Genomic DNA, 25,406 nt, shown 5'->3' with positions numbered 1-25,406 from the left:
GCGGCCGGCCACAGGCAGGTCGGTCAATGGCCGCGTCACGGTGTCGCGATACCTGCCGTCGCGCCCACAGTCCGGACAACGCGGATTCCTCACCACGGGGGTGCAGAAGATCGTGGTCTGGGTGTCGTCGACGGCGGCGTCGGTGATCGTCACCCCCAACTCGATCGTGCGCATGATCGTGTCGGCAACAACAGAGCGCGGGCAGGCATTGGCCTCGCGCAACGGGTCCCCTCGGTGGTGTTGGTGGAGCTTGGTGTAGGAACCCGCATCGTCACCCACCGAGGGCCCGCCTCAGCTCACCGACACGACACCCTTCCCCAGCGTTCCGCTAACCACCGGTGCACGCTCGATCACGAAGAGCCGGTTTGGCCGCGGCGCCAGCTCGTGAGTGGTGCTGGCTAACGCTGATTCGTCTCGCGATCGGTGGTGATCGCGCTCGGCTTTTAGGCACTCAGCAACGGGCCTCGTTGCGGCCGTCGTCGTGTGTGTGGCGGGCGGGGTGTCGGTGACGGTTGGGGTGTGTGGCGGGCGCGTGCACAGCGGGCCATAATTAGCACTCAAGGAATCGAAGTGCTAACGCTTGTGGATGTTGGGAAAGGAGGAAATCCGAGTGCGCAGCATCGATTTCGTGCAGGGTGTGTCGACGCATTCTCGGCCCGATGGTCGGGCCCGGCGGTTGCGGATTGTGCAGGTGGCGCCGCCGTATTTCGACGTTCCGCCGAAGGGCTATGGGGGTGTGGAGGCGGTGCTTGCTGATCTTGTGGATGCTTTGGTTGCTCGTGGGCATGAGGTGACGGTGTTGGGGGCTGGTGAGTCGGGCACGGCGGCGCGGTTTGTGTCGTTGTGGGATCGCACGATTCCGGATCGGCTTGGTGAGCCCTATCCGGAGGTCATGCATGCATTGAAGGTTCGTAACGCCGTCGCGGACCTCGCGGCGGATCAGGGCGTCGATATCGTGCACGATCACACCTTTGCCGGTGTGCTCAACGTGCCCGTCTACCGGGGGCTGGGCTTGACGACGGTGGTGACGGTGCACGGCCCCATTGATGCCGATCTGTACCCGTACTATCGCGGATTGGGTGCAGACGTGGCGTTGGTGGCGATCAGCGATCGCCAGCGCGAATTGGCCCCGGACCTGAATTGGGTTGGGCGCGTGCATAACGCGCTGGAGGTCGAGCAGTGGCCGTTTGAAACCGACAAGGGCGACTATGCGTTGTTCTTGGGCCGTTTCGCCCCGTATAAGGGTGCGCACCTGGCCGTGCAGGCCGCCCACGAGGCGGGCGTGCCGCTGGTGTTGGCGGGCAAGTGCTCGGAAGCGTCGGAGAAGGCCTACTTCGATCAGCGGGTGCGTCCGCTGCTGACCGGCAGCGATCACGTGTTCGGTGAGGCTGACGCGGTCAGCAAGCGCAAGCTGCTCGCCGGTGCGCGGTGTTTACTGTTTCCGGTTCAGTGGGAGGAACCGTTTGGGATCGTGATGATCGAGGCGATGGCCTGTGGCACGCCAGTGGTGGCGTTGCGCGGCGGAGCGGTGGCTGAGGTTCTCATCGATGGAGTCACCGGTGTGATTTGTGAGCAGCCGGCTGAGCTGCCGGCCGCGATCGAGCGGGCGGGCAGTCTTGACCCGCACGCGTGTCGTCGGCATGTCGCGGCGAACTTCGATGTGGCGCAGTTGGGTTCGGGCTACGAGCGGATCTATCGCCGGCTGCTGTACGGCGAAGAGATTACTCGGGCGGCGAGCAACCCGATATCCCGGCGGCGTGAGTCGACGGATGAGATGGTCACCGCATGAGTGACGCGCCCGCGGCGTTCAACACCAGTGCGCCGGCGCGTCTGGGGGCCGGCGCTGACACCGTCACCCTGGTGGAGGGGTCGACGTTTTGCCTGTCCGATTGTCTCGGCGACGTGGTCGCGGGCCGCGCGCATGGGTTGTTCTTCCGCGACGCGCGGGTGTTGTCTCGGTGGGAGCTTCGGGTCGACGGCCAGCCGCCCGAACCGCTGTCGGTGCAGCCGTCGGCGGGGTTTGCCGCGCAATTCGTGTTGCGCCGCGCCCCGCGCGGCGGCCAGGCCGACAGCACACTTCTGCTGGTTCGGGAGCGGCTGGTGGCCGACGGGTTGCGCGAGACCATCTCGGTGGAAAACCTCGACCACGAACCCACCGTGGTGGTGTTGCAGTTGCACGTCGACGCCGATTTCGCGGACCTATTCGCCGTCAAGGAGGGCCGCGCGGCGCGCGGTGGCGCCGAGGTGGCCGCCATCGACGGTGAACTGGTGCTGTTGGAGTGGGGCGATCGGGTCCGCGGCCTGCGGGTGACCGCCTCGGGGGAGCCGGTGGTGGCACCGGGGTGGCTGACCTGGCGGGTGGTGGTGGCTGCCGGCCAGCGCTGGCACACCGAGATCCTCGCCGAGCCGACGTGGGCCAACAACACCGTGCGAACCCGATTCCGTCGCGGCGAGAACCTGCAGTCCAGTGCCCCGGCGCGCAAACTGGAGGCCTGGCGGCACACCGCGACCACCGTGGAGGCGGGTCATCGCGTGCTCACCGAGGTGCTGCGGCAAACCGAAAGCGACCTGGGCGCGCTGCTGATGCATGACGAGAGCGGTCAGGGTCGTTCGTTCGTGGCCGCCGGAGCGCCCTGGTTCATGACGTTGTTCGGCCGCGACAGCCTGCTGACCGCGTGGATGGCGTTGCCGCTGGACGTCGGATTGTCGGTGGGCACCTTGCAGCAGCTTGCCGCGGTGCAGGGCCGGCGGGTGGACCTGATCACCGAGGAAGAGCCGGGGCGGATCATGCATGAGATCCGCCGCGGCCCGGCCAGCACCGACGTGCTGGGTGGCGCCGTCTACTACGGGTCGGTCGACGCCACCGTGCTGTTTGTGATGCTGTTGGCCGAAGCGTGGCGGTGGGGCGCCGACCCGTCAGTGGTACGCTCGCTGCTGCCGGCCGCTGATGCGGCGCTGTCGTGGGCCCAGCGTTACGGCGATCGTGATGGTGACGGGTTTATCGAGTACCAGCGCGCCACCGACCGTGGCCTGATCAACCAGGGCTGGAAAGACAGCTTCGATGGCATCAACGACGCCACCGGCCGCACCGCCGAGCCGCCGATCGCGCTGTGCGAGGTGCAGGGCTATCACTACGCGGCCCTGCTGGCGCGCGCCGAGCTGGCCGAGGCATTCGACGACCCCACGGGAGCCGGGCAGCTGCGCGAGCGCGCCCAGGCGTTGCGCACGCGGTTCCTCGAGGCGTTCTGGTTGCCGCAGCGCGGCTGGTACGCGGTGGCCCTGGACCGGCGCAAACAGCCCGTCGATGCGTTGACCAGCAACGTCGCGCACTGCCTATGGACCGGTATCGCCACCGATGAGCACGCCGCAACGCTGGTCAAACACCTGGCATCCGGTGAGATGGATAGCGGGTTCGGGCTGCGCACCCTGGCCACCACGATGGGCGCTTACAACCCGATGAGCTACCACAACGGCGCCATCTGGCCGCACGACACCGCGATCGCGGTGGCCGGGCTGCTGCGCTACCCGCATGTGCGCGAAGCCCACGTCCTAGCCCACCGGTTGGCTAACGGCCTGCTGGATGCCGCCGACGCGTTCGGCACCCGGCTGCCTGAGCTGTACTGCGGATTTCCCCGGTCGCAGTTCGGTTCACCGATCCCGTACCCCACCTCGTGCTCACCGCAAGCCTGGTCCAGCGCCGCGCCGGTCCTGCTGCTCAGATCGTTGCTGGGACTCGAACCGCACGTGCCGGCGCGCCAGATAGCGGTCACACCGCATCTGCCCGAGGCGTGGGGCCGCGTCGTGCTGACCGACCTGCGCCTGGGAGACGCCAGCATCGATCTGGAAGCCGAGGGTGACACGGTCAAAATACATCGGATGCCCGAGGACTGGCAGCTGCTCAGCTCCTCAGCATGACCCAGGTATCGCCGCGCTCGCTCCGTGCGCGGCACCGCCTGATCCGTAATCATCTGATGGTGTGGATTCGCTGCTGCCACAACGCCGCCCCCGACATGCGCACACAGACCCGCAGCGGGTATTGCCCGCCGCGGGTGCCGCAACCAGCGTCCTAGGCGGTTTCTGTGGGTGATTGCACGACTTGGCCTTCGATGACGTGTGGTGCCGCGCCGTGGGCGACCTCGATGCGGCGCGGCTTGGCCCCTTCGGCCAGCGGGATGCTGACGGTGAGCACCCCGTTTTCGTACGTCGCGCTGATCACTGAGGCGTCGATGCCCTCTCCCAGCCACAGATGCCGACGGTATTCGCCGAAGAACCGTTCGGCGGTCAGCCACTGCACCGATTCCTCGGAGCGGGCGGTGCGCCGCGCCGACACCGTCAGGGTGCCGTTGTCCACGCTGACGTCGATCGACCCCGGATCGACCCCGGGCAAATCGGCGGTCAGCACATAGTGGTCGTCGATCTTGCACAAGTCCATCGGCATGAACCGAGGACCGCGGCTCGACCCGACCGGCCCGGCCAGCACGTCACGCACCAGAGCGTCGAAATCAGTGAACGGATCGAAACGCAACACAGCAATCCACCTCCTGTCACACTCGGTGCCCGCCACCCTGGCGGGCAGCAAAATTACTGTGCGCCAACAACTTTAGCGCTCTCACCGGCCCGCTGCCAGACGCCGCCAGGCCCGCCGGCGCGCGGCCCTGCACCGGATACGGGCAACGACCGGTGTGCCAGAGCGGAACTCCATCGCAGCGCCCCGCAGCCCAGCTTTCACCGCCCCGACACGGGACCGGATGGGATGGTGGATGAGAACTGGTCGGGATTAGGGATGTGACGCGGCGGGAAACGGTGTTGTCCCGGAAGGCTTTCTCGGCTTCCCCTCCACCGCACACTGGGTGTCACCTCCATGGCAGTGCCCGCGAGCCCCATGGGGCCCCCGGACCATATCGCCGGGCACGTACCTTCCCCGTGACGGGTTGGATCCCTCGCTCACGTCGCCTCGACGGGGGCAGAGGCCAGTGAGATGTGGTTGCCGGTGCGACGCAGCATGGGCGCGAACCCGAGCCAGATGGCCAGCGATCCCATCGACAATCCGCCAAGCATCACGAAAGCCGCTGAAAAACCAAATATTTGGGCGGTGAACCCGCCGAGCACCGGGCTGAGAGCTCCCCCAAGTCCTTGGGCGGCCATGATCGCGCCTTGGCCGACGTTGATGTGGCCGGTGCCGTCGAGGATGCGGGCCACCAGCCCGGGCACCGCTACGGACAACATGCCCGCCCCGACGCCGTCGAGGATTTGCACCGGTATCACTCCCCAGGTCGTGATGACTCCGGCGGCGACGAGCGCGCGGATGGGTAAGGCGCTGAACGCGATCAGAATGGCTAGCCAGTAGCCATGAGTTTGCACAATCCTCATGGCCGCCAGGGATGCGGGGATCATCACGGCCTGTGCCACCACGACGGTGCTGGCCACGGTGGTGAACGCGTTGGCGTGGGTGGCGACAACGGCTAGCCCGTAGAGCGGCAGCATCGCCGCATTACCCAGCCAAAACAGCATCACGGCGGCGGCCAGCGCCAACAGCGGCCGGGACTTTACCAACACCCGTAGTCGTTTGACCGGGGGCTGCTCGCCGGCCAAGATCTCGCCGCGCGCGACATGATGGTTGATGCGACCGGCGGGGATTCTCAACACCGCGAGGACGGTGACCACCGCAAAGGCTGCGGCAAGCCAGAACACTCCGGCGTATCCGAACACCCAGCCCAGCAGACCTCCAATCGCGGCGCCGGCCATGTTGCCGGCGTGGTTGTACGCCTGATTGCGACCGTTTTGGCTGATAAACCCGGCCTGGCCCACCAGGCCCAGTGTGATGCCAATCACCGCCGGGGCGATCATCGCCCCGGAAACGCACATAACAGACTGCGCGGCGGCGACCACCCAAAACTGCCGCGACGTCAAAATCACCGCCGAAGCCGCCACGGCCGCTAGACCGACTACGATCACACAGGCGCGTTTGCGGGTGGTGGCATCAACCAGCGCCCCCGCGGGCGCCACCGTGCACATGCCGACAATCGCACCCAAGGTGATAACGGTGCCAATCGCCCCGGTGGTCCAGCCGCGGCTCGCGAGCAAGACACCCAGGAACGGGCCCATGCCGGCTTCCATGTCCGCCATGAAAAAATTGACCGCCTGCAGCGCGGCGCGATCCCGGATCGGCACCGTGAGCATCGACGTGGCTTGGCTGGCCATCCCCTGAATACTCAGGCATCGAGTCGGATCTTCGCAATGCGATCGCACCGGTTCACGGCCGGGTGGGAAACGGTAACTTGACCGACCACGGGCGCTTCGCTTTTGGCACATCGGGCACCAGGGGGCCCAGAGCCACAGCATCGCCGGCGGCTTATCCACCAGGCTTTGCCGGTGGAAGTCCTGCCTGTCCAGCGGTAATCCGCAAGCTCGCCAGCGTCCACGCTAACCTGCTCGGCAACGTCGCCCATCCCATCGGCGCCCCGACTAGCGGAGACAGAGATTTCATCCAGTTCCCCCCGACACGGGGCTAGCCGCAGGCTAGCCAGTGGTGCCGGCGTCGCGGTCGTCGTCGGGCCAGGCAACGATGATGGCTTGATCGCTGACGTCGATGGGGTTGGCATCACGCTACAGGGGGTCGGCGAGGTGGTCACGATCGAGGCCGTCCTCGGTATCGGCGTCGACGGGCTGCTGCTGTTCGACGGCGTCGCCGATGGGCACATCGTCGGGCAGTTGACAGTTTTCGACGTTGATCCTCATCGCTGACGGGCTCCCCTTCCTCGAGTCGCCACCAGGTGTTCATTGCCCGGGCCGGTGTGGCGCAGGCGGGCGTTTTCGGACCTGAGGTGGCTGAGGTCGGACTCGAGTTCACCGTTGAGGTCTTGCAACGCCAGGATCTGGGCGATTCCGGCGATGTTGACGCCACCGGCGACCAGGGCACTGATGCGCTGCAGGCGCACCACGTCGTCATCGCTGTAGCGGCGGGTGCCCCCGCCGGTCCGTGCCGGGGTGAGCAACCCGCGCCGCTCGTAGAGACGCAGGGTCTGCGGATCCAGACCGGTGAGCTCGGCGGCGACCGAGATCGCGTACACCCCGCGCCCTGGACGTGGCCGCTGGTCGTTGGGCAATGGGCGCTCCCTTTCGGTCGATACTCCGCTCTTGCCTCAACCTAACACCAATGCTATATGAAAGCTATGTTGGCTCGCATAGATCACCCACGGTAATGATCGGGAACGATGGGGCCGCGGTTCACCCTCCCGGCCTGCGTAGCGCTACAGCTGAGCTGGCGGTAATGGTGGGGCAGTCAGGGGTCGGGGGCGGTCGGGCATCGCTTCACGTCGCCATCGGTGCACGCTGGGACGCGCGTCCTATCGCTGCACAACGCGTCGCAGCGCGTAATTTAGGCCATTCACCCGCGGCGGCTCCCGGTTGCCGTCATGGCCCGGGAGCCACCGCATTCACCGTCGGGCAGGTGTCGGGGCGGGCACCCGGCAATGCTGATCCGCAGCACGGCGGGGTTATCTGCGGAGCGCCCCGGCGCGGATTCGCAGGGTTGATGCTCCTCGCTGCCTGGGCGGGCTGGCCCGCGCCGGCTGCTATCGATGCTGTGCCATCGAGCACCACCTCCGCAGGCACCACCTCCGCAGGCACCACCTCCGCAGGCCTTGGAGAACCGGTGAGCAGCACGGCGCACACGGTGCGCGCGGCCATCGGGCACCGCCTGCCCGCAGGCGCGCTGACACGCTCGGGCAAGCGCAGCACCCGATGACCACGGATCTTGTGGGTGACCCGCCAGCCCACACCTTGCGTGCCGACGCCGGCGCTGCGGGCAACACCTCGGGCTCGGGGGCGGCGGTGGACTCACCCGACGACCTGAGCGAGACGCCGGGCACACAACCCCATCGCGTCAATCGTGGTGTCGATGGGGGCCGCGGGGCTGACCCGGCCAGCGGGGGTGTTGACGCCGCCCGGTGCGCAGTGATCAGCGCGATCACCAGCCGCATCAGCGAAAAACGCTTGAGTGCAGCACAAGCCGCCCTCATCTTGGGGCTCACCGGGCCCCGAGTGACCGCTCTGTTCAACGGGTATGTCGACACTTTCAGCCTCGACGAGCTGATCAATCTGCTGCCCGCACTTGAACTGACTATTGAGGTGGTGCCCCAACCGCAGCAATGACTCGTCGCGATCACCTGCCGGCCCGGTGCCGGCGTTGCTCAGCCGCGCCAGGTGATCACACTCCGAATCATCGGGCGCGGCGCAGGCATCGGCGGGCTTGCACGTCGGCCGGCCTGCGACGAGCGTCACAGCGTCCAAGCCACTCCGCAGGGCAACACAGCCCCGGCCTGCCGAACACCCTGAGAGGCACCACGATTCGATGGCTAGTACATGCGATTGCAGCAGCCAAAGCGCACCGGCAGCCGGTGTGGCTGTACGGGCTGCTACCCGCAAGCGTTACGTGCGACACCCAGCAGGGCTTCGTCGCCTGACCCGCGAAACACAGATTGGAGGAACGTGAGCACCGATCACAGCACGCCAGATCCGCGCCGCAGTGCCGACCGGATCCTCGACACCGCCGAGGGCGTACTGATCACGCTGCGCCGATACCACCTCAACCAGGCCTTCATCGAGTTAGCGCGAACATCCAGACGCCACGCGATCCCCCTAACCAGCTTGGCTGATGCGCTGGTCGCCCTGGCCCAAGGCCAATCCACGGCTGACTGCGAAAAGCGCGCGGTGCACATCGCCCGGGCGACGTGGGGCGCACTGCTCGACGGCAACGAGCGCTATCACCCTGCAGAACGCGACGCAGCGCCGTGTGACCTCCGACCAACCCGCTCTGGGCAGCCATCCACCTCGACACGTCGCCACCGGATCGTCGGTGATGTGCGCTGAGCCGCTGCTGACTGAGCTGGGCCAACGGTTCCAGGGCTTGTTGAACGCCGCGCTCACCAAGGGTATCGCTCCCCCCGGTCGATCTGGTCTTGGTCCCCGCACGATGGACGCGGTGGCCGTGGTGGCCTGTGAGCATCCCGAAGCCACCCCCGAACACATTGCCCACGCCTACGACATGTTCTTGACCGAACATGGCACAGGCCACCGTTGAGCGCGGGATTCGCTTGCGCCGCAGGCGTGCTGGGGTTTAGCTTTAGCCGCGCCCGTCGCGGTGTAATCTATCGAGTTCACCGTGCAGGGCAGCGATAGTCTGGTCGCGTTCACGCAGTGCGGCCCTGAGCTCGGCGATCTGGGTGTCCTTGGCAGTCAGCCGGGCCGCAGCGCAGCCACGATGCTGGTTTCGGTCCCCGGCGGTGGTGGGTCGTGGGAACGGCCACGACCGGGCGGTGGGCGTAGATGAGAGCCAGCAGGTCCTCGCGGCGGTAGATGCTCTTGCGTGTTACCCCGGCGCGGCGGGCCACGCTGCTGACGGTGATCGTGGCGTTGTGCTTACGCAGCTCGCGCAGCGCCTTCTCAATTCGGGCGCGCACGGCGTCGCGGCGCTTGATACCAGTAGAGAAAGTTCTCACACCGCTGGTCGGGGGCCGGTGTATGAGCGTTTGCGCGCCTGCTGCCCACGGGAGCTCGCTGTGGCGGCGAGGAGCGAGGAGAGCTCTGGGTTGTCGTGGGACCCCGGGGTCGTGAGGTCCCTTGAGGTGTGGGCTCTGACTGGTCGTAGACGGGCTGGTGTGGCGGCGGACGGAGGGCGAAGCGTAGCGACCGGCGCGGACGGGAGCGCCAGCGGACGGGAGCCCAGGGAGCGGAGCGAAGCCCGCAGGTAATCGTCGCATGGCGTGCTCGCCAGACGTTGCGCTCGGTGTCGCGGCGTCGGCTGTGAGCTGCGCCGTGGCGGAGGGACTCGTAGGCTTGCGGGTGTGAGCGGGGTTCTGGCGCAGCGTGGACGGCGCGAGGCTGAGTCGCGGTTGGCAGGGCAGTCTGGGCGGTTGGCGCATGTGCGCGGCGTGGTGACGGCAGCGCAGCAGTTTGGTCGCCATTTCGATGCAGAGACTGCCGATTGTTTGGTGGCGGCGGCGTGGCTGCACGATATCGGCTATGCGCCGTCGGTGCGCCGGACGGGTTTTCATCCGCTCGATGGAGCGGAGTTTGTTCGATCGGCCGGCTTTGGGGAGCTGGTTGCGTCGTTGGTGGCGTTTCATACCGGAGCGCGTGTGGAGGCATCCGAGCGCGGTCTAGAGGGGTTGTCAGAGTTCAGTGATCCGCCCAGCGACGTCCTGGATGCGTTGACGTTTTGTGATTTGACGACCGGGTCGGACGGGGCACCCGTTTCAGCCGATGATCGATTGAGCGACGTGTTGGCTCGCTATGGGCCTGAGGATCCGGTGCATCGCGCGGTCGATGCGGGCCGCGAGGAGCTGTTAGCCGCTGTCCGGCGAATGCGGGACTGGCTCTAACCGCCCGTGGGTCAGCCGAGATAGGGACTGTCGCGGTGCTGTGAGTAGTGATCGATGCGCAGTCGCATCGAGGGGTGCATATCCAGGGTGGGGATGTCGTCAGGGTGGACCCAGGCGATATCGGTGCTTTCGTGGTCTATGGCCAGATCACCGCCGAGCAGGGTGGTGGTGAAGCACAGGGAGAATTGTTGGCGGACTTCGCCGTCGGTGAACGCCACGACGTGGTGTGGGTTGGTGTAGACGCCGACCAGGGCGGTGACTTCGACGTCGAGACCGGTTTCTTCTTTCACTTCGCGCACGGCGGTGCCTGCGATCGTTTCGCCGATGTTGTGTCCACCGCCGGGGAGCGCCCACAGGGTGTTGTCGCGGCGTTTGATCAACAGAATGCGGCCTTGTTCGTCGGTGACGATGGCCGAGGCGGACGGGACCACGCTGTTGGGCTGGGGAGCTTCGGGGTCGTTGTAGTAGTCGGTGCGCATTGAGGATCAGCCTTTCGTTGGCAGTGGGGTGGCGTTGTCCCAAACGCGGGCAAATGCTTGTTCGAAGGTGGCCCAGAGTCGGGGTTCTTGGTGGCGGGACAGCACGAGGACGGGATTGTTGCGTCCTGGTGAGCCATAGATGTGGAAGTTGATGATCATAGTGTCGTCGACCCGGAAGGTTGATGTGTATAGGGTGGTGTCGTGGGTGCGGATGTGCAGCCCCGGTGAGTTGGCGTGTGGAGTGAGCAGTTCGGCGGAGGTGCGGCACCGTGCGATGACGGCTTCACCGATGCCTTCTTCCTCACCGCGCAGGATCGTGGTGGCGGTGTCGGGGTCGCCGATGAGAAATCGCACCTGAACGCCACGGGCGGCGGCGTCGAGCAGGGTGTCGAGAAATCCGTCGAGCGTGTCGAACAGGAACGTGGCAGCCAAGACGAGTATGTCGATACAGATGGTTGCGCCGGCGAAATGCTGCTGCCACGCGGTGATCGGTAACTGCGTGCGGCTGGGATATAGCGTCGCGGTGAACGGCCCGCCCGAGTTTGTCGCCAGCGCGCGTCCGGTAAAGGGTTGGAACTGGTTGGGCCACAGGTCGTGCGGGCTGCAGCCGAGCACGTCGGCGGCGCGGCGTGCATTATCGGGGCGGACGTTGTAGTTGGTGTTGGCTAGCCACCGGCGCACGGTTTTGACGTCTACGCCCACCGCAGTGGCGAACCGCCCATGGGACATCCCCTTGGCGTGCAGCCGTTGCGTGAGGCGATCGTTGGGGATCACTGCGGTGTCGATGCAACCGTCCTGATCGTCCATCGTCTCAGCACATGTCTTTCGGTGTTGATCCTGTCCATCACTAGCGTGGTTCCTAGTTTGCCATGGGGCTGGCGCCTCCCTGCTGCGGTGATGTCTGCCTGGTGTCGGCAGCTATGTCCCTGTCGTGCCCGAAATGTCTGGGGCCGTGTCGGCAACGCCTGCAAACGTCCCTCGCAACGTCCGCGGTGTCCGCGTGAACTGATTCGAGCGCCTCATCGGGCGCATTCAGATCACGAAAGGAATAGCAGGACAATGCGATTGAGAATTGATACATCGGGGACGCGATTCATCGTCACCAGGGCTGCCGAGCCGCGGTTGAACTTCGAGACCGGCAGCCCGAAAGTCGACACCGCGACCGGGGTGCCGTTGTACGCAGCGCAGCTGCTGGCGTTGGACGACACCGGCGGCGAAGTGCTCAACGTGACGGTGGCAGGAGATCCGAAAGTGTCGGTGACACAGGCAGTATCGGTGTCGGGTCTGGTGGCCATTCCGTGGGCTCAAGGTGATCGCAGCGGCGTGGCCTTCCGCGCTGATGCCATCACCTCCACCACACCCGCAGGTGCGCCCAACGAACAGGCCCGCCCGCAGAAATAAACCACGATTTTGGGGCGCGGCGCCCATACGGTCGCGCCCCAAGATGGGCCTGCTATCGGCGAAACACCTACGGAGAGCATCGGTCATGGCATCAAACAAGAAGCACACCAACAACACTGGGTCGGATCATGATGATTGGTTCGAAGACCTCGTCCTATCCCTGGCCAAAGCCACGGGGTACCTGCTGTGGTGGTCGATTCTGTTCCCCGCCCTCAGCATCCCCATCATCCTCAGCCTGGCAGTCGCCATCAGCCACGGCCCACGCGCGGGCTTGATCACTGCCATCGCGTGCGGTGCTGCCTATGCGGGGTGGGCCTGGCTAGACCCAGGGTCATTTCAAGCCTGGGTGACCGAACCGGTGCGACACCGCTGGCTGAGCTGGTGGCGCTACAGCCGCAGCTGGGAATCGGTGTGCAGCCTGCACGGACTCACCGCCCGCCTGGGTGAACGCGCCCTCGTGCCAGCACTACGGTCGGTACAAATCGGCAAGAGTACCGACGTACTGCAGCTGCGCGTGGTGACCGGCCAATCCCTGGCTGACTGGCACAGACAAGCCGACGCGCTGGCCGCCGCCTGGCGCGCCGATCGGCTGACGATCACCTCGACCGCGCCCGGGGAACTAAAGATCACCGTCATGCGCGGGGATGTCTTGGCGGACCCGATCGCATTGCCCATACCCAACCCGGCCACACGGGTGGATGTGGGGGCGGTGCGGGTTGGGATCACCGAAACCCGCCACTGGTGGCACCTGCCCCTGCTGGGCCACCACATGCTGATTGCTGGAGCCACTGGGGCCGGCAAAAGCAGCGTGTTGTGGTCACTGATCGCCGGCATCGCCCCCGAGGTGAAAAACGGGCTGGTGCGGCTGTGCGTGATCGACCCCAAAGGCGGCATGGAACTGGGCGCCGGGGCACCAATGTTCACGGTATTCACGCACGATGCCACTGACACCACCGTGCGCCTGTTGCGCCAACTGGTTGACGTAATGCACGCGCGGGCGCACCGGCTACGTGGCAAGACTCGCCTGCATACACCCACCCCATCGGAACCTTTATTCGTCGTGGTCATCGATGAGATCGCCGCGCTTACCGCCTACGTCTCCGATCGCAAAATCCGCGCCGAAATCGAACAACTCCTGGGCCTGCTGCTCTCCCAGGGCCGGGCAGTGGGAATCAGTGTGGTGGCCGCGGTGCAAGACCCGGCAAAAGAGACACTGCCCGTGCGCCAACTGTTCACCGTGCGGATCGGGCTGCGACTGACCGAAGCCACCCAAACCGCCATGGTTCTCGGCCAGGGAGCAAGGGATGCCGGTGCGGAGTGCGACCGTATCTCTGATGCAACGCCGGGTGTCGGGTACATGATGATTGATGGCACCGCCCACCCGGTGCGGGTACGGGCATTTCACGTCACTGACCACGACATCACCACTCTGGCAGCACGGTTCCGGGCACCCCGTGCCGCGACCCGCACCAACCAGGCCAATAGCGAGCGCACGAACACCGATCGGGGTCAGCGGTGACTACTGCAACGACGGCCCTCGCGCTGGCGTTGCCCGGGATAGCCGCCACAATCGACGCCAACGCGGTGGTGGAGCAGATGGTGCGCCGCGCGTCCTCAATGGGATTCGAATCCTGGTGGCGGCGCGCGGAATCCGTTGGCTTCTGCGCCCACCCCATTCAACTCACGGGTACAGACGAGTTCGGCCGCGATCGGGTCGTGTGGACACGGTGCAATAACCGCCGCGCCCAGATCTGCCCGTCGTGCTCGGACCTCTACGCTCGCGACACGTGGCAACTGGTGCACGCTGGCACCGCCGGCGGCCACCACGACATCCCCGAAGCAGTGGCGGATCGTCCGCAGGTGTTCGTTACCCTGACCGCGCCCAGCTACGGGCCGGTCCACACCACCTCACGTGCAGGCGACAAGCGCCTCCGGGTGTGCCGCGACCACCACGGGACTGGCCGCTACCGCCGCTGCCCGCATGGAAAACCGCTGTGGTGCAGCACAGCTCACGGAGAAGCTGACATCCATGTGGGACAGCCGATCTGCGCGGACTGCTACGACTACATCGGGCATGTGCTGTTCACATGGCACATGCCAGAACTGTGGCGACGCTTCACCATCACCCTGCGCCGCACACTCCGCCGAGAGCTACGCGCCACGGGCGCCGACCCGGATGCGGTGCGGGTCAGCTTCATCAAAGTCGTCGAATTGCAAGCCCGGCTCATCCCGCATATTCATGCCCTGATCCGCCTCGACCCGCCCGACGGCGATAACTGCGGCGGTCATTACTGGCAAGCGCCCCTCACAGCCACCGAACTGGCCACCATCGTCCAACAGGCCGCTCGAACCGTAGCCGTGACGGTCACCGACCCATCCTCAGATACCGCGACACGGGTGATCAGGTTCGGCACACAAGTCGACACTCAACCCATCGACAACCGGCACGCTGGCACGGAAAGTCCTGCTGTGCAGGACGATTCACCACACGGCCGGATGTTGCCAGGCCGCCGCGTAGCTCGCTACCTCGCGAAATACGTCACCAAATCCTTAGCCGACGTAGGGATTAGCGCGCGACGAATCTCCACCGAGGCCATCGCCAACTTGGATGTGTCCGATCACGTCCGGGCGATCCTGACCACCATCAGCCAACTCGCCGATAGGGGACTGGCCGGTGTCGGCCGGTGGCTGCACACCCTGGGCTACCGCGGGCACATCACCAGCAAATCCCGCCGCTACTCCACCACGATGACCGCGCTGCGGGAACGCCGCGCCACCTGGACACGTGAACAACGTCTGAAAAGCACTGCATACCAACATGATTTAGGTTTCGACCCCACCGATAGCGATGATCTGGTGGTGTGGGAGTTCGACCGTGCCGGCCTCACCAGCCTCGGTGATCGCACCCTCGTGAACTCCGCGGCTCTCCGATGCATAGACGCCCGTCGCATCGGACTGATGGAAGTCCGTGGCAAAGCCCGCAACCAGCGATGGGATTTGCCAGGGGGATGCGATGGCTGACGGATCCCCAACAGCAAATGCCCGGTGCGAGGGTGACGCTCGAATCGCTGCGCCGACGATGTCAGTGGGGGATGTTGAAATTGTCCTGCCCGACCACTATCGACTGTCGCGCGAGGCCAACAGCGCGCTGGTACACGTGATAATGGCGGTGCGGGACCGGATGCTCGGATCAGGAAGGGTAGTGGGGTGAGTCTGAGGTTCGCCTTCTATGGCCGAGTGAGCACGGAGGACGCTCAAGATCCGGAGGCGAGCCGCAGCTGGCAGAAGCGGCGGGCCATGGACTTGATCACTCCGCACGGCGGAGTCCTCGCCGCTGACTACTTCGATGTGGGACAGAGCCGTTCGCTGCCGTGGAAGCGCAGGCCAGAGGCGTCACGTCTCCTTGCTGATGTCGCTTGTCGGGACCGTAGCTTTGATGCTGTAGTGATCGGGGAACCCGCCCGTGCGTTCTACGGGCCGCAGTTCGCGCTCACCTTCCCTGTCCTCACGCACTACGGCGTCGGCCTGTGGGTACCCGAGGTCGGCGGAGCGGTTGATCCCGGCTCCGAGGCACACGACCTGGTGATGACTCTGTTCGGTGGCATGAGCAAGGGAGAGCGCGCTCGAATCCAGATGCGCGTCCGTACCGCGATGTCGGCACTTGCGCAGGACACGGCCAGATATCTCGGTGGTCGACCACCCTACGGTTACCGGCTCGTCGATGCCGGCCCGCACCCAAACCCTGCTAAGGCCAATCTTGGGCAGCGGCTTCACCGCCTCGAACCTGACCCCGCGACATCTTCGGTTGTCGAGCGGATCTACCGCATGTACGCCGACGGAGCGGGCCTGCGCTACATCGCGCAACAGCTCACCGACGATGGCGTGCCGTCACCGAGCCAGTACGACCCGGTGCGGAATCGTCACCGTGACCCGCGAGGGTGGTCCCATTCGGCGATCCGCGCCATACTCGACAACCCGGCGTACCGCGGTATCCGTGTTTGGGGCAAGCAGGAGAAATACGAGGTCCTGGTCAACCCCGACGATGTCGCGGCGGGGTATGAGACTCGCATGCGGTGGCGTGATGAGGCCGACTGGATCGCACCAGATCGCCGCACACATGAAGCGCTGATTCCCGATGAACTGGTGCAGGCTGTTCGCCTTCGGACGCAGGCACGGCGTGGTCCCGGTCTCGTTTGCAGCAGAGAATCGACAGTGCCGTATGCGCTGCGCGGCCTGTTGTTCTGCGCCGCGTGTGGACGGCGGATGCAGGGGGCCGCTCGCGTCGGGAAACGAACGACCCGCATTCTCTACCGTTGTGAGCTGGGCAAGTCGCGCTCTGTACCTGTGGACCTGAGTGATCATCCGCGCACCGTCTATCTCCGTGAAGACGAGGTGACTGCGCGACTTGACGAATGGATCGCCAGCCTGGCCGATCCGGAAGACCTCGCACGCGGGCAGGATGTGGACCCGGCAGCCGGCACTGGCTACGCCGCCCTGCAGCGCCAGCTTCGCGAGGCGAATGCCAAGGTTGCTGCTTTGGTTAGCGCCGTGGAGTCCGGCGTGGCCGTGGAGGACCTAACCGCCGCATTGCGTCGCCGCACCGCCGAGCGCGACGAGCTGAAGGCCCGTCTTGAGCAAGCGGAGCGGCCCCGCGTCATGTCTGCGGCACAGATCAGCGAATTGGTCGAGGAACTGGGTGGGCTGTCAGCCGTGCTCGGTGCGGCGACCGGGGCGGAACGCGCCGAGGTGTACGCGAGCCTGGGGCTCCGCCTTGATTACGATCCGCATCTGCGACAAGTCAAGGCGACGGCCGACTTAAGTCGTGTCGCCGGATGTGTCCGAGGGGGGACTTGAACCCCCACGCCCATTAGTAGGGCACTAGCACCTCAAGCTAGCGCGTCTGCCATTCCGCCACTCGGACAAGATCAAACGAGAGTTGGCAGCTTAGGCTATCGGATTGGCCCGCGCATGCCCAACCCAGCTCGGTGACGATGCGGCCCGCAGGGCGGGGGCCGTTGAGGAGCCGGGCAATTCAACCCAGCTCGGTGGCGATGCGGCCCGCAGGGCGGGCCGTTGAGGAGCCGGACGATTCAACCCAGCCGAGCCGCTCAGCCCCCGAGCCGGGCGGACCCGGCAGTGGTAGGAAAGGGGGTTGTGACCGTCGAGAGCGGGGCGACCGAGGTTCCCAACAATCCCAGCGACGATGTCGTCGAGGTTGTCAGCAGGCTGATTCGATTCGATACCACCAACACCGGCGAGCCCGAGACCACGCGAGGCGAGGCCGAGTGCGCCCGGTGGGTCGCCGAGCAGCTCGCGGACGTCGGCTACCAGCCCGAATACCTCGAATCCGGCGCGCCCGGCCGGGGCAACGTGTTCGCCCGCCTCGAGGGCGCAGACCGCTCGCGCGGCGCGCTGCTGATCCACGGGCATCTCGACGTGGTCCCGGCAGAGCCGGCCGAATGGAGCGTGCACCCGTTTTCCGGCGCGATCGAAGACGGCTTCGTCTGGGGCCGCGGCGCGGTCGACATGAAGGACATGGTCGGGATGATGATCGTCGTCGCCCGGCAGCTGAAACGGGCCGGCATCGTGCCGCCCCGCGACTTGGTGTTCGCGTTTGTCGCCGACGAGGAGCACGGCGGTCACTACGGCGCGCAGTGGCTGGTCGACAATCGGCCCGACCTGTTCGACGGTGTCACCGAGGCGATCGGCGAAGTGGGCGGGTTCTCCCTGACCGTGCCGCGTCGCGACGGGGGTGAACGCCGGCTCTATTTGATCGAGACCGCGGAAAAGGGGCTGTCGTGGATGAGGCTCACCGCCCGGGGCCGGGCGGGGCACGGCTCGATGGTGCACGACCGGAACGCCGTCACCGCCATCGCCGAGGCGGTGGCCCGGCTGGGCCGGCATCGGTTTCCGCTCGTGGTCACCGACACCGTCGCCCAATTCCTGGCCGCGGTCAGCGAGGAGACCGGGCTGACGTTCGACACCGACTCGCCCGATTTGGAGGGGACGATCGAAAAGCTGGGCCCGATGGCCCGCATGCTCAAGGCCGTGCTGCACGACACCGCAAACCCGACGATGCTCAAGGCCGGGTACAAGGCCAACGTCATCCCGGCGACGGCGGAAGCGGTGGTGGACTGCCGCATCCTTCCGGGCCGCAAGGCGGCGTTCGAGGCCGAGGTTGACGAGCTGATCGGCCCGGACGTGACCCGGGAGTGGATCAGGGACTTCTCGTCGTATGAGACCGGCTTCGACGGTGATTTGGTCGATGCCATGAACGCCGCGGTGCTGGCGCTCGACCCGGACGGCCGCACGGTGCCCTACATGCTTTCCGGCGGAACCGACGCAAAATCCCTCGCGCGCTTGGGAATTCGCTGTTTCGGGTTCAGCCCGCTACGGTTGCCGCCGGATTTGGACTTCACCGCGTTGTTCCACGGCGTCGACGAGCGGGTACCCATCGACGCGTTGAGATTCGGCACCGACGTGCTGGCCCACTTCCTGACACACTGCTAGTTGAGAAAACACGAGAGGACCGCCCATGAGTCTGCCGCCTGACCCGTATGACGCGCTGCCCAAGCTGCCGTCGTTCACCCTGACCTCGAGCTCGATCACCAACGGCCAGCCGTTGGCCACGCCGCAGATCAGCGGGATCATGGGCGCGGGCGGAGAGGACGTCAGCCCGCAGCTGAGCTGGTCGGGATTCCCGGGGGAGACCCGTAGTTTCGCGGTCACCGTCTATGACCCGGACGCCCCGACGCTGTCGGGGTTCTGGCACTGGGCGGTGGCCAACTTGCCCGCCGACGTCACGGAGCTGCCCGAGAATGCCGGCGATGGCCGTGAGCTACCGGGCGGCGCGGTGACGTTGGTCAACGACGCCGGAATGCGCCGTTATGTCGGCGCCGCGCCGCCCCCCGGGCACGGCCCGCATCGCTACTACGTCGCGGTGCACGCCGTGGACGTCGACAAGCTGGACCTCAGCGAGGACGCCAGTCCCGCGTTCCTCGGATTCAACCTGTTCCAGCACGCGATCGCGCGGGCCTACCTCTACGGCACCTACGAGCAGAGGTAGCGCCGGCCCGTCGCAACCGCTACGCCACGGGTGTTATTGCGTTGGCGAGCTGTTGGGGCAGGTAGTTCACCAGCCCGGGCAGGAGGCCCGAGAACGGTGTGCCGCCGACCGTCACGTCGACCGGGACGGCAATGCCCGCGGCGCCCAGGTCTACCGTCGCCGTCATCGGGTGTGGCGGAACGAGGATCCCGTCGAGGGGAACGCTCATCGTGACCGGGATGGCGAAGGAGTCGATGTCCACCGTCATGGTCATAGTCACGTGAGTCTCCCCGTTGAGGAAGCCGTTGGCGACGACGGCTGGAGCATCGACGAGTGCGCCCAACGCCGCTACGCCGTTCCCGGTCTGCACCGCCTGCGCAAACGTCGTTGCGCTGGTGGCGAGCGCGTTCAGTCCGGCGATCGGCGGACCGATCGCACCGAAACCGACCGACAACGGCAGCCCGAAGAAGGCGTCGAGTTCGATCGGGGGTGTCTGGTGCGGTTGCAGCGTCCCGGTCGTCGAGATGGTCGTGTTCGTGAGCGCATCGATCACGTTGGCGTAGTTCTGCGCCAGCAATGCGGGGACGGAGCCGGTAGGGAAGAGGCCGGTGAAGTTCTGCACCATCTGTCCGGGGATGCTGAGGATGGGGAGCAGGTCGCCCACCGGGCCAACCGGCTTGATGTTCGACGAGTTGCTGGCGTCGATTCCGGTGACAAAGAGGTTTTTGAAGCCTTCCGCCAGATCGTTCACCGCGCCGTTGTAATTGCCGGTCGCGAGCGCGTGGTAGGCCATCCCCACGTCGGCCTGGAAGACGGGCAGGGTGGTCCCGAAGCCCTGGCCCGCGAGCTGTAGCGACGTGGTGACCGTCTGGGCGTAGCCGATCTGTTGGTTGACGAACTGCTGCAGCGAAGCCCCCGGGTTGAAGGCCAAAAGCCGCTGCACGCCGGCCTGGATGGTGGTCGGCGCGTTCGCCAACTCCGCGGGGAGGTTCTGGATACCGGTGGCAAGCGCCGTGGCGATCGTCTGCCCGTAGACCTGCTGGTTGGCGACGACCTGCCGGATAACCGGGAACGGGTCGGCAATCCAGTCGCTCCCGAGGCTTTGCAGGTTGGCGACGGTGTTGGCGAAGAGGGTCTGATAGGGGCCGCCGGTGGCGCCGACAGCGCTCGCGCCGGGCGCGAACAGGCCCGGCAACAGGGTTTCGAGCCCCCCCGAGAGGGCTTGCGAGTCCGCGCTGATCTGGTTGGTCAGCAGTGAGACACCGCTGCCACCCCCCAGGACGGACCCGCCGAGGATCGAGGCCGCGGTGTTGGCGCTCTCGGCGCCAAGGTATGCGGACACGCTCCCGTTCAAGAGGCGCACGAAATCGTCGTGAAATGCCGCCGCTCGGGCGCCGAAAGCTTGAAATTGCTGGCCGTATGCGCTGAACAACCGCGAGACCGCGGTCGACACCTCGTCGGCGGCCCCAGCCGCGACGTCGGTCGTCGGGCCCGATGCCACCGCAATGGCCTGCCCCAACGTCGTGCCGATGCCCGCCAAGTTCCCGGCCGCGGACGCCACGATCTCCGGCGTCGTGATCACGAACGACATGACCATCTCCCTTGGCTGACTCCGCGACCATCACCACATGCGGACGCAACGAACTGTAACGTGCTCTACCCGATCGTGGCATCCAACACGTTCACCGGGAGCGGTCTTCGCCGACCAGTTCGGCCGCGGCCACGCCGAGGTTCCGACGGGGCAGCGCCGCGAGGCGATCGAGAACGTCGTCGAGGGTCGGTTCTTCGGCGATTTCGCCCAGTCGGGCAAGCAGGAAATCGCTGAGGCTTATCCGGCCAGCCTGCTCGCGCCCGTAATAGGCGGCCCTTCCGCCTTGCGTCGCGCACGGTCCTGCCCATAGAGTGTGTAGTCGCTTGACTACACCTTTGCGAATGCGACGGAAGGCGACGCCTACATGACCCAAACCCCCCGGCCGCCGACGGACGCGCCCAACGTCGTGATGATCCTGCTCGACGACCTCGGGTTTGCCCAATTCGGTTGCTACGGTTCGGATATCTCGACACCAACGATCGACCGCCTGGCCGCCGGGGGACTGCGATACAACCGGTTTCACGTGACCGCCCTGTGTTCGCCCACGCGGGCGGCGCTGCTGACCGGCCGCAACCACCATGCGGTCGGCATGGGTTTCCTCGCCGACCTGCCCACCTCGCATCCGGGCTACACCGCGCGGATTCCGCGCTCGGCGGCCACGCTTCCACGGCTGCTGCGTGACGCCGGCTGGAGCACACTGGCGGTCGGCAAGTGGCACCTGGCCCCGCGCGGCGAGCGCGGCGGCGCGGGGCCGTTCGACCGTTGGCCGCTCGGGTTGGGATTCGAACGCTTCTACGGTTTTCTTCGCGGCGACGCCAATCAATGGGCGCCGGAATTGGTTCGGGACAATTCGTTCGTCGAGCCGCCCGCCGGACCCGACCGGGGCTACCACCTGACCGAAGACCTCGCCGACGAGGCCATCCGCATGGTGGTCAACCAGCAGGCCGGCGCGCCGGGCAAGCCGTTCTTCCTGTATTTCGCCACCGGGGCCATGCATTCGCCACACCACGTGGAGCGCTCCTGGGCCGACGCCTACGCCGGCAGGTTCGACGACGGATGGGACCGCTGGCGCGACGAATTGTTTTCCCGCCAACGGGCTTCCGGGATCGTTCCGGCCAATACCACGCTGACGCCGCGACCGCCGTGGGTGCCCGCCTGGGATGAGCTCGGCGCGGACGAGCGTCGCCTGTATGCCCGCATGCACGAGGTCTACGCGGGCTTCCTCAGCCACACCGACGCGCAGATCGGCCGGCTCGTCGATGCCCTGGAACGCATCGGGGTGCTCGACAACACCTTGATCTTCGTGCTGTCCGACAACGGTGCCAGCGCCGAAGGCGGCGTCACCGGGACCGTCAACGAGCACCGCTTCACGCACCGGGTCCGCGACGATCTCGCCGACAACATCGAACGGCTCGACGACTGGGGTGGGCCCCGGACGTACCCGCACTACGCCTGGGGATGGGCATGGGCCGGCAATACGCCGTTTCGGCTGTGGAAGCGTTACACGTGGCTCGGCGGGACCCGTGTCCCCTTTATCGCGCACTGGCCCAAACGTATTCGCGATCGCGGCGGGATTCGCGGCCAATTCGCCCACGCGATCGACGTGCTGCCCACGGTGCTCGATGCGTGCGGGGTGGCCGCGCCCGAGTCGGTCGACGGCGTGGCCCAGTCCCCACTGCAGGGGGCCAGCCTGCTGTCCACCTTCGCCGATCCCGCGGCCGCCGACCCACGCTCGGTGCAGTACTTCGAGATGCTGGGGTCGCGGGCGATCTTCGCGGACGGCTGGAAAGCCACCACCGACCACGTCTCGGCCGGCCTCATGGACGAGGACCTGTTACTCCCGGGCAGCCGCGACTTCGACGACGATCGCTGGTCGCTGTTCCGGCTCGACGACGACTTCTCCGAATCCCGCGACGTGGCGAGCGAACATCCCGACGTGCTCGAGCGCCTGAAACGGCAATGGCGGCTCGAAGCCGAAGCGAATAATGTTCTGCCACTGTTTGATTCGCTGATCGGGCGCCTTGCTGCCGCCGTCCAGCCGCAATACCCCGTCGGCCAGAGCGTCACGCTCTACCCCGAGGGCGGTCCGGTGTCCGACGAAGCGTTGCCGATGCTGGCCGGCGGCGGCCGAATCGTCGCCGACGTGGAAGTTGCGGCCCAGCCGCCGAGCGGGGTGTTGTTCGCGATCGGCGACCGCAACGGAGGCCTGGCCGCTTATGTGGTCGACGGAAAGCTCCGTCTCGCCGTTGCGCTACCCGGCCAAAACCTGAAATTGGAGTCCGCCCAACAACTCTCGCCGGGAAACCACCGCGTCGGCTGTGTGCTGCGCCCGACATCCGGCGGCGTGGCCGTCGACGCAGTGGTCGACGACACCGTCGTCGCTACCGGCTCGGCCGAGGACACGCTTCCGTTCATCTGGCAGCACGGCGGCACCCACCTCACCCTCGGCCACGACCGCGGCCTGCCGGTCTGCGACGACTATCGGCCGCCGTTCGCCTGGAACGGAACCCTGCGTGCGGTCAGCGTGCAAGCCGGGCAATCCGAGCTCGCCCAACTGGATTCCCTGCGCAGTGCGCTACGAGCCGACTAACTGGACGGCGACGGATCGCGACCGCACTACGCCGCGGGCGTTATCACCGTGGCGAGCTGTTCGGGCAGGTAGTTGATCAGCTCGGGAAGCAACCCCTGGAAGGGCGTGCCGCCGAGGGTGAGGTTGACCGGCAGGGGAATCCCCAGCAGGCTAAGGTCCACCGTCGCCGTGATCGGGTGCGGCGGAACAAGTATCCCGTCGAACGGCAAGTGCATCGTGATGGGTATCGTGACGCCGGCCACCGTCACCGGCATGTTCAGGTCGACGAGAGTCTCGCCATTGAGGACGCCGTTCGCGTAGACGGCCGGGGCGTCGATGAGTGCACCGAGGGCGGCGACGCCGTTGCCGCTTTGCACTGCGGTCCCGAACGTCGCCGCACTGGTCGCGAGCGCGTTCAGGCCGGCGAAAGGCGAACCGAGCGCCGAAAACGCCAGCGACAACGGCAATCCGAAGTAGGCGTCCATCACTATCGGCGGACTGGATGCGAGTTGGAGCGAAATGGTCGTCGAGATCATTGCGTTCGTGAGCTTGTCGACCAGGTTGGTGTAGTTCTGTGCCATCTGCGCGGGGATGGAACCCGCGAGCAGCAGGTTGGTGAAGTTCTGCGCCATCTGGCCGGGGATGCCGAGGATGGGTAGCAGGTCTCCCGCGGGCCCGACCAGCAAGATGTTCGACAGGTTGCTGGTATTGAAGCCGGCGATGAAGAGATTCAGGAGTCCCTCCGCCACGTCGTTCACCGCACCGGTGTAGTTGCCCGCCGCGAACGCTTGGGAGGCCATCGCGAGGTCGGCCTGGAAGACGGGCAGCCTGTTTCCCAAGTCCGTGGCCGCGAGCTGTAGCGACGTGCTGATCGTCTGGGCGTAGCCGATCTGCTGGTTGATGTAGGTCTGCAGCAGGGCGCCCGGGTTGAAGGTCGCAAGGCCCTGGATGCCGGCCTGGATCTCTGCAGGCAGATTCGCCAATTCCGCGGGCAGGTTCTGGATGCCGGCCGCGAGCGCCGCGGCGATCGTCTGGGCGTAGACCTGCTGGTTGGCAATGACCTCCCGGAGGACCGGGAACGGGTCGGCGGACCAGGTGGCGAACAGGCTCTGCAGGTTGGCGCTCGTGTTGGCGAAGAGGACCTGGTACGGGTCGCCGAAGCCGGAAGCCGTTTGTCCGGCCTCGGACAGCCCCGGCAGCAGCGGTTGCAGCAGGGGTTCGAGCCCCTGAAGCCCGGGCACGTCCGTGATGACCCCGGAAAGGGCTTGCGTAATCGGCGCGAAGGGGTTGGACAGCAGCGCGGGAAGGCCGCCGCTCAACAGGGTGGACACGACGCCTCCGACGTCTTGGCCGACGCCGTTGAGGATCGGGCCCAGCGGCGAAGTCGCGAGGATCGAACCGATGGGCCCGCCGGTAAAGAGCAGCGAACTCACGTCGCCGAGGATCGGGTCCAAGCCGCTAAGAATTGGCGGCAAGCCGATGTAGGGCGCCAGGTTCCCGCCGGTGAGGAACGCGTTCAAGCCGCCCAGGATCGGGTCCAGGCCGCCGAGAATCGGGATCGCGGCCGAGCTCGCGGCGACGGTCGTGCCGGTCGCGGCGGGCGCGATCACCGCGTTCAGGAGGCTCTGCTCGGCGTTGGCGACCTCGGTGCTCAGGTAGGCCGCCGCGCCGCCGCTCAACAAGCTCACAAACTCGTTGTGAAACGCCGCGGCCTGGGCGCTCAACGTCTGAAATTGCTGGCCGTACGCGCCGAACAGCTGCGAGATCGCCGTCGAAACCTCGTCGGCGGCCGCCGCGGTGAGCGTGGTCGTCGGACCCGCCGCCGCCACGGTCGCCTGTTCCAGCGTCGAGCCGACACCCGCGAGATTCACCGCCGCGTCCGTCACAACTTCGGGAACGGTGCTGACAAAAGACATGCGCGTCTCCATTGATTCAGGCC

Annotated in this window: 23 protein-coding genes, 1 tRNA gene and 1 pseudogene; 14 read left to right on the top strand and 11 right to left on the bottom strand. The window is 66.3% G+C overall.

Annotated elements, in window-relative coordinates; all coding sequences use genetic code 11:
- Positions 1-40 precede the first annotated feature (40 nt).
- The 3 genes from K3U93_RS14155 (at position 41) to K3U93_RS14145 (ending at position 3,915) form a co-directional block, all read left to right on the top strand.
- Positions 41-259 (top strand): hypothetical protein, encoded by a 219-nt coding sequence (locus K3U93_RS14155; RefSeq protein WP_042911646.1) that lies wholly within the window; start codon positions 41-43, stop codon positions 257-259.
- 351 nt (positions 260-610) lie between these two features.
- Positions 611-1,789: a glycosyltransferase family 4 protein gene (locus tag K3U93_RS14150; protein ID WP_372506962.1), complete on the top strand. Its 1,179-nt coding sequence runs from the start codon at positions 611-613 to the stop codon at positions 1,787-1,789.
- Positions 1,786-3,915 (top strand): amylo-alpha-1,6-glucosidase, encoded by a 2,130-nt coding sequence (locus K3U93_RS14145; protein ID WP_042911647.1) that lies wholly within the window; start codon positions 1,786-1,788, stop codon positions 3,913-3,915. Before K3U93_RS14150 ends, K3U93_RS14145 begins: the two co-directional genes overlap by 4 nt.
- 151 nt (positions 3,916-4,066) lie before the next feature.
- On the opposite strand, the gene K3U93_RS14140 is transcribed toward K3U93_RS14145, so the two are convergent.
- From K3U93_RS14140 to K3U93_RS14125, 4 genes are all read right to left on the bottom strand, one after another.
- Positions 4,067-4,528: an Hsp20/alpha crystallin family protein gene (locus K3U93_RS14140; protein WP_042911648.1), complete on the bottom strand. Its 462-nt coding sequence runs from the start codon at positions 4,526-4,528 to the stop codon at positions 4,067-4,069.
- 416 nt (positions 4,529-4,944) lie between these two features.
- A complete protein-coding gene (locus tag K3U93_RS14135; protein ID WP_230493386.1) occupies positions 4,945-6,201 on the bottom strand; it encodes an MFS transporter in 1,257 nt (418 codons plus the stop codon).
- A gap of 405 nt (positions 6,202-6,606) precedes the next feature.
- The gene (locus K3U93_RS25795; protein ID WP_281255249.1) at positions 6,607-6,738 is read right to left on the bottom strand and encodes an Rv3202a family protein; all 132 of its coding nucleotides are present in this window, start codon (positions 6,736-6,738) and stop codon (positions 6,607-6,609) included.
- Positions 6,735-7,106 carry a MerR family transcriptional regulator gene (locus tag K3U93_RS14125; protein ID WP_073875675.1) on the bottom strand — a complete coding sequence of 124 codons (372 nt, stop codon included), beginning with the start codon at positions 7,104-7,106 and terminating at the stop codon, positions 6,735-6,737. The genes K3U93_RS25795 and K3U93_RS14125 overlap by 4 nt, the downstream gene beginning before the upstream one ends.
- A 637-nt stretch (positions 7,107-7,743) precedes the next feature.
- Between K3U93_RS14125 and K3U93_RS14120 the strand changes: the two genes are divergently transcribed.
- From K3U93_RS14120 to K3U93_RS14110, 3 genes are all read left to right on the top strand, one after another.
- Positions 7,744-8,154: an XRE family transcriptional regulator gene (locus K3U93_RS14120; protein ID WP_080691186.1), complete on the top strand. Its 411-nt coding sequence runs from the start codon at positions 7,744-7,746 to the stop codon at positions 8,152-8,154.
- A gap of 336 nt (positions 8,155-8,490) precedes the next feature.
- Positions 8,491-8,871 carry an ANTAR domain-containing protein gene (locus tag K3U93_RS14115; protein WP_071509897.1) on the top strand — a complete coding sequence of 127 codons (381 nt, stop codon included), beginning with the start codon at positions 8,491-8,493 and terminating at the stop codon, positions 8,869-8,871.
- On the top strand, positions 8,861-9,082 hold the full coding sequence (locus K3U93_RS14110) for a hypothetical protein (protein ID WP_071509898.1): 222 nt from the start codon (positions 8,861-8,863) through the stop codon (positions 9,080-9,082). Before K3U93_RS14115 ends, K3U93_RS14110 begins: the two co-directional genes overlap by 11 nt.
- A gap of 109 nt (positions 9,083-9,191) precedes the next feature.
- Here the strand turns inward: K3U93_RS14110 and K3U93_RS14105 are convergent, their stop codons facing one another.
- Positions 9,192-9,461, bottom strand: coding sequence for a hypothetical protein (locus K3U93_RS14105; protein WP_208859410.1), 270 nt, complete (start codon positions 9,459-9,461; stop codon positions 9,192-9,194).
- A gap of 384 nt (positions 9,462-9,845) precedes the next feature.
- Between K3U93_RS14105 and K3U93_RS14100 the strand changes: the two genes are divergently transcribed.
- Positions 9,846-10,382 carry an HD domain-containing protein gene (locus K3U93_RS14100; protein ID WP_042911649.1) on the top strand — a complete coding sequence of 179 codons (537 nt, stop codon included), beginning with the start codon at positions 9,846-9,848 and terminating at the stop codon, positions 10,380-10,382.
- Positions 10,383-10,393: 11 nt separating this feature from the next.
- Here K3U93_RS14100 and K3U93_RS14095 read toward each other — a convergent pair whose 3' ends face one another.
- Together K3U93_RS14095 and K3U93_RS14090 are read right to left on the bottom strand one after the other, a co-directional pair.
- Positions 10,394-10,861 (bottom strand): NUDIX hydrolase, encoded by a 468-nt coding sequence (locus K3U93_RS14095; RefSeq protein WP_042911650.1) that lies wholly within the window; start codon positions 10,859-10,861, stop codon positions 10,394-10,396.
- 6 nt (positions 10,862-10,867) lie between these two features.
- Positions 10,868-11,668: a helix-turn-helix domain-containing protein gene (locus K3U93_RS14090; protein WP_042911651.1), complete on the bottom strand. Its 801-nt coding sequence runs from the start codon at positions 11,666-11,668 to the stop codon at positions 10,868-10,870.
- A 252-nt stretch (positions 11,669-11,920) separates the two neighbouring features.
- On the opposite strand from K3U93_RS14090, the gene K3U93_RS14085 reads away from it, so the two are divergent.
- The 4 genes from K3U93_RS14085 (at position 11,921) to K3U93_RS14070 (ending at position 17,116) form a co-directional block, all read left to right on the top strand.
- Positions 11,921-12,262 carry a hypothetical protein gene (locus tag K3U93_RS14085; RefSeq protein ID WP_042911652.1) on the top strand — a complete coding sequence of 114 codons (342 nt, stop codon included), beginning with the start codon at positions 11,921-11,923 and terminating at the stop codon, positions 12,260-12,262.
- Between the two features lie 85 nt (positions 12,263-12,347).
- Entirely contained in the window at positions 12,348-13,781 is a 1,434-nt protein-coding gene (locus tag K3U93_RS14080; protein ID WP_042911654.1) for an FtsK/SpoIIIE domain-containing protein, read from the top strand.
- Positions 13,778-15,283 carry a replication initiator gene (locus K3U93_RS14075; protein ID WP_042911655.1) on the top strand — a complete coding sequence of 502 codons (1,506 nt, stop codon included), beginning with the start codon at positions 13,778-13,780 and terminating at the stop codon, positions 15,281-15,283. Before K3U93_RS14080 ends, K3U93_RS14075 begins: the two co-directional genes overlap by 4 nt.
- A gap of 186 nt (positions 15,284-15,469) precedes the next feature.
- Positions 15,470-17,116 carry a recombinase family protein gene (locus tag K3U93_RS14070; RefSeq protein ID WP_073875681.1) on the top strand — a complete coding sequence of 549 codons (1,647 nt, stop codon included), beginning with the start codon at positions 15,470-15,472 and terminating at the stop codon, positions 17,114-17,116.
- Here the strand turns inward: K3U93_RS14070 and K3U93_RS14065 are convergent.
- A tRNA-Leu gene (locus K3U93_RS14065) sits at positions 17,098-17,183 on the bottom strand. The two genes, K3U93_RS14070 and K3U93_RS14065, sit on opposite strands and share 19 nt — an antisense overlap.
- A gap of 233 nt (positions 17,184-17,416) precedes the next feature.
- Between K3U93_RS14065 and K3U93_RS14060 the strand changes: the two genes are divergently transcribed.
- On the top strand, positions 17,417-18,772 hold the full coding sequence (locus tag K3U93_RS14060) for a M20/M25/M40 family metallo-hydrolase (RefSeq protein WP_071509899.1): 1,356 nt from the start codon (positions 17,417-17,419) through the stop codon (positions 18,770-18,772).
- A 25-nt stretch (positions 18,773-18,797) separates the two neighbouring features.
- Complete coding sequence (locus tag K3U93_RS14055) at positions 18,798-19,328, top strand: YbhB/YbcL family Raf kinase inhibitor-like protein (protein WP_071509900.1); 531 nt, start codon at positions 18,798-18,800, stop codon at positions 19,326-19,328.
- A gap of 19 nt (positions 19,329-19,347) precedes the next feature.
- Here K3U93_RS14055 and K3U93_RS14050 read toward each other — a convergent pair whose 3' ends face one another.
- Together K3U93_RS14050 and K3U93_RS14045 are read right to left on the bottom strand one after the other, a co-directional pair.
- On the bottom strand, positions 19,348-20,898 hold the full coding sequence (locus K3U93_RS14050) for a PE family protein (RefSeq protein ID WP_071509953.1): 1,551 nt from the start codon (positions 20,896-20,898) through the stop codon (positions 19,348-19,350).
- Between the two features lie 91 nt (positions 20,899-20,989).
- Positions 20,990-21,157, bottom strand: a pseudogene (locus K3U93_RS14045) (FitA-like ribbon-helix-helix domain-containing protein); the annotation flags it as partial.
- 105 nt (positions 21,158-21,262) lie between these two features.
- On the opposite strand from K3U93_RS14045, the gene K3U93_RS14040 reads away from it, so the two are divergent.
- Positions 21,263-23,488, top strand: coding sequence for an arylsulfatase (locus tag K3U93_RS14040; RefSeq protein WP_083011014.1), 2,226 nt, complete (start codon positions 21,263-21,265; stop codon positions 23,486-23,488).
- Positions 23,489-23,514: 26 nt separating this feature from the next.
- Here K3U93_RS14040 and K3U93_RS14035 read toward each other — a convergent pair whose 3' ends face one another.
- Positions 23,515-25,383 carry a PE family protein gene (locus K3U93_RS14035; protein WP_071509955.1) on the bottom strand — a complete coding sequence of 623 codons (1,869 nt, stop codon included), beginning with the start codon at positions 25,381-25,383 and terminating at the stop codon, positions 23,515-23,517.
- Positions 25,384-25,406 lie beyond the last annotated feature (23 nt).

This window comes from Mycobacterium malmoense, assembly GCF_019645855.1.
Lineage (GTDB): Bacteria > Actinomycetota > Actinomycetes > Mycobacteriales > Mycobacteriaceae > Mycobacterium > Mycobacterium malmoense.
This window is presented reverse-complemented; position numbering and strand designations above follow the sequence as displayed.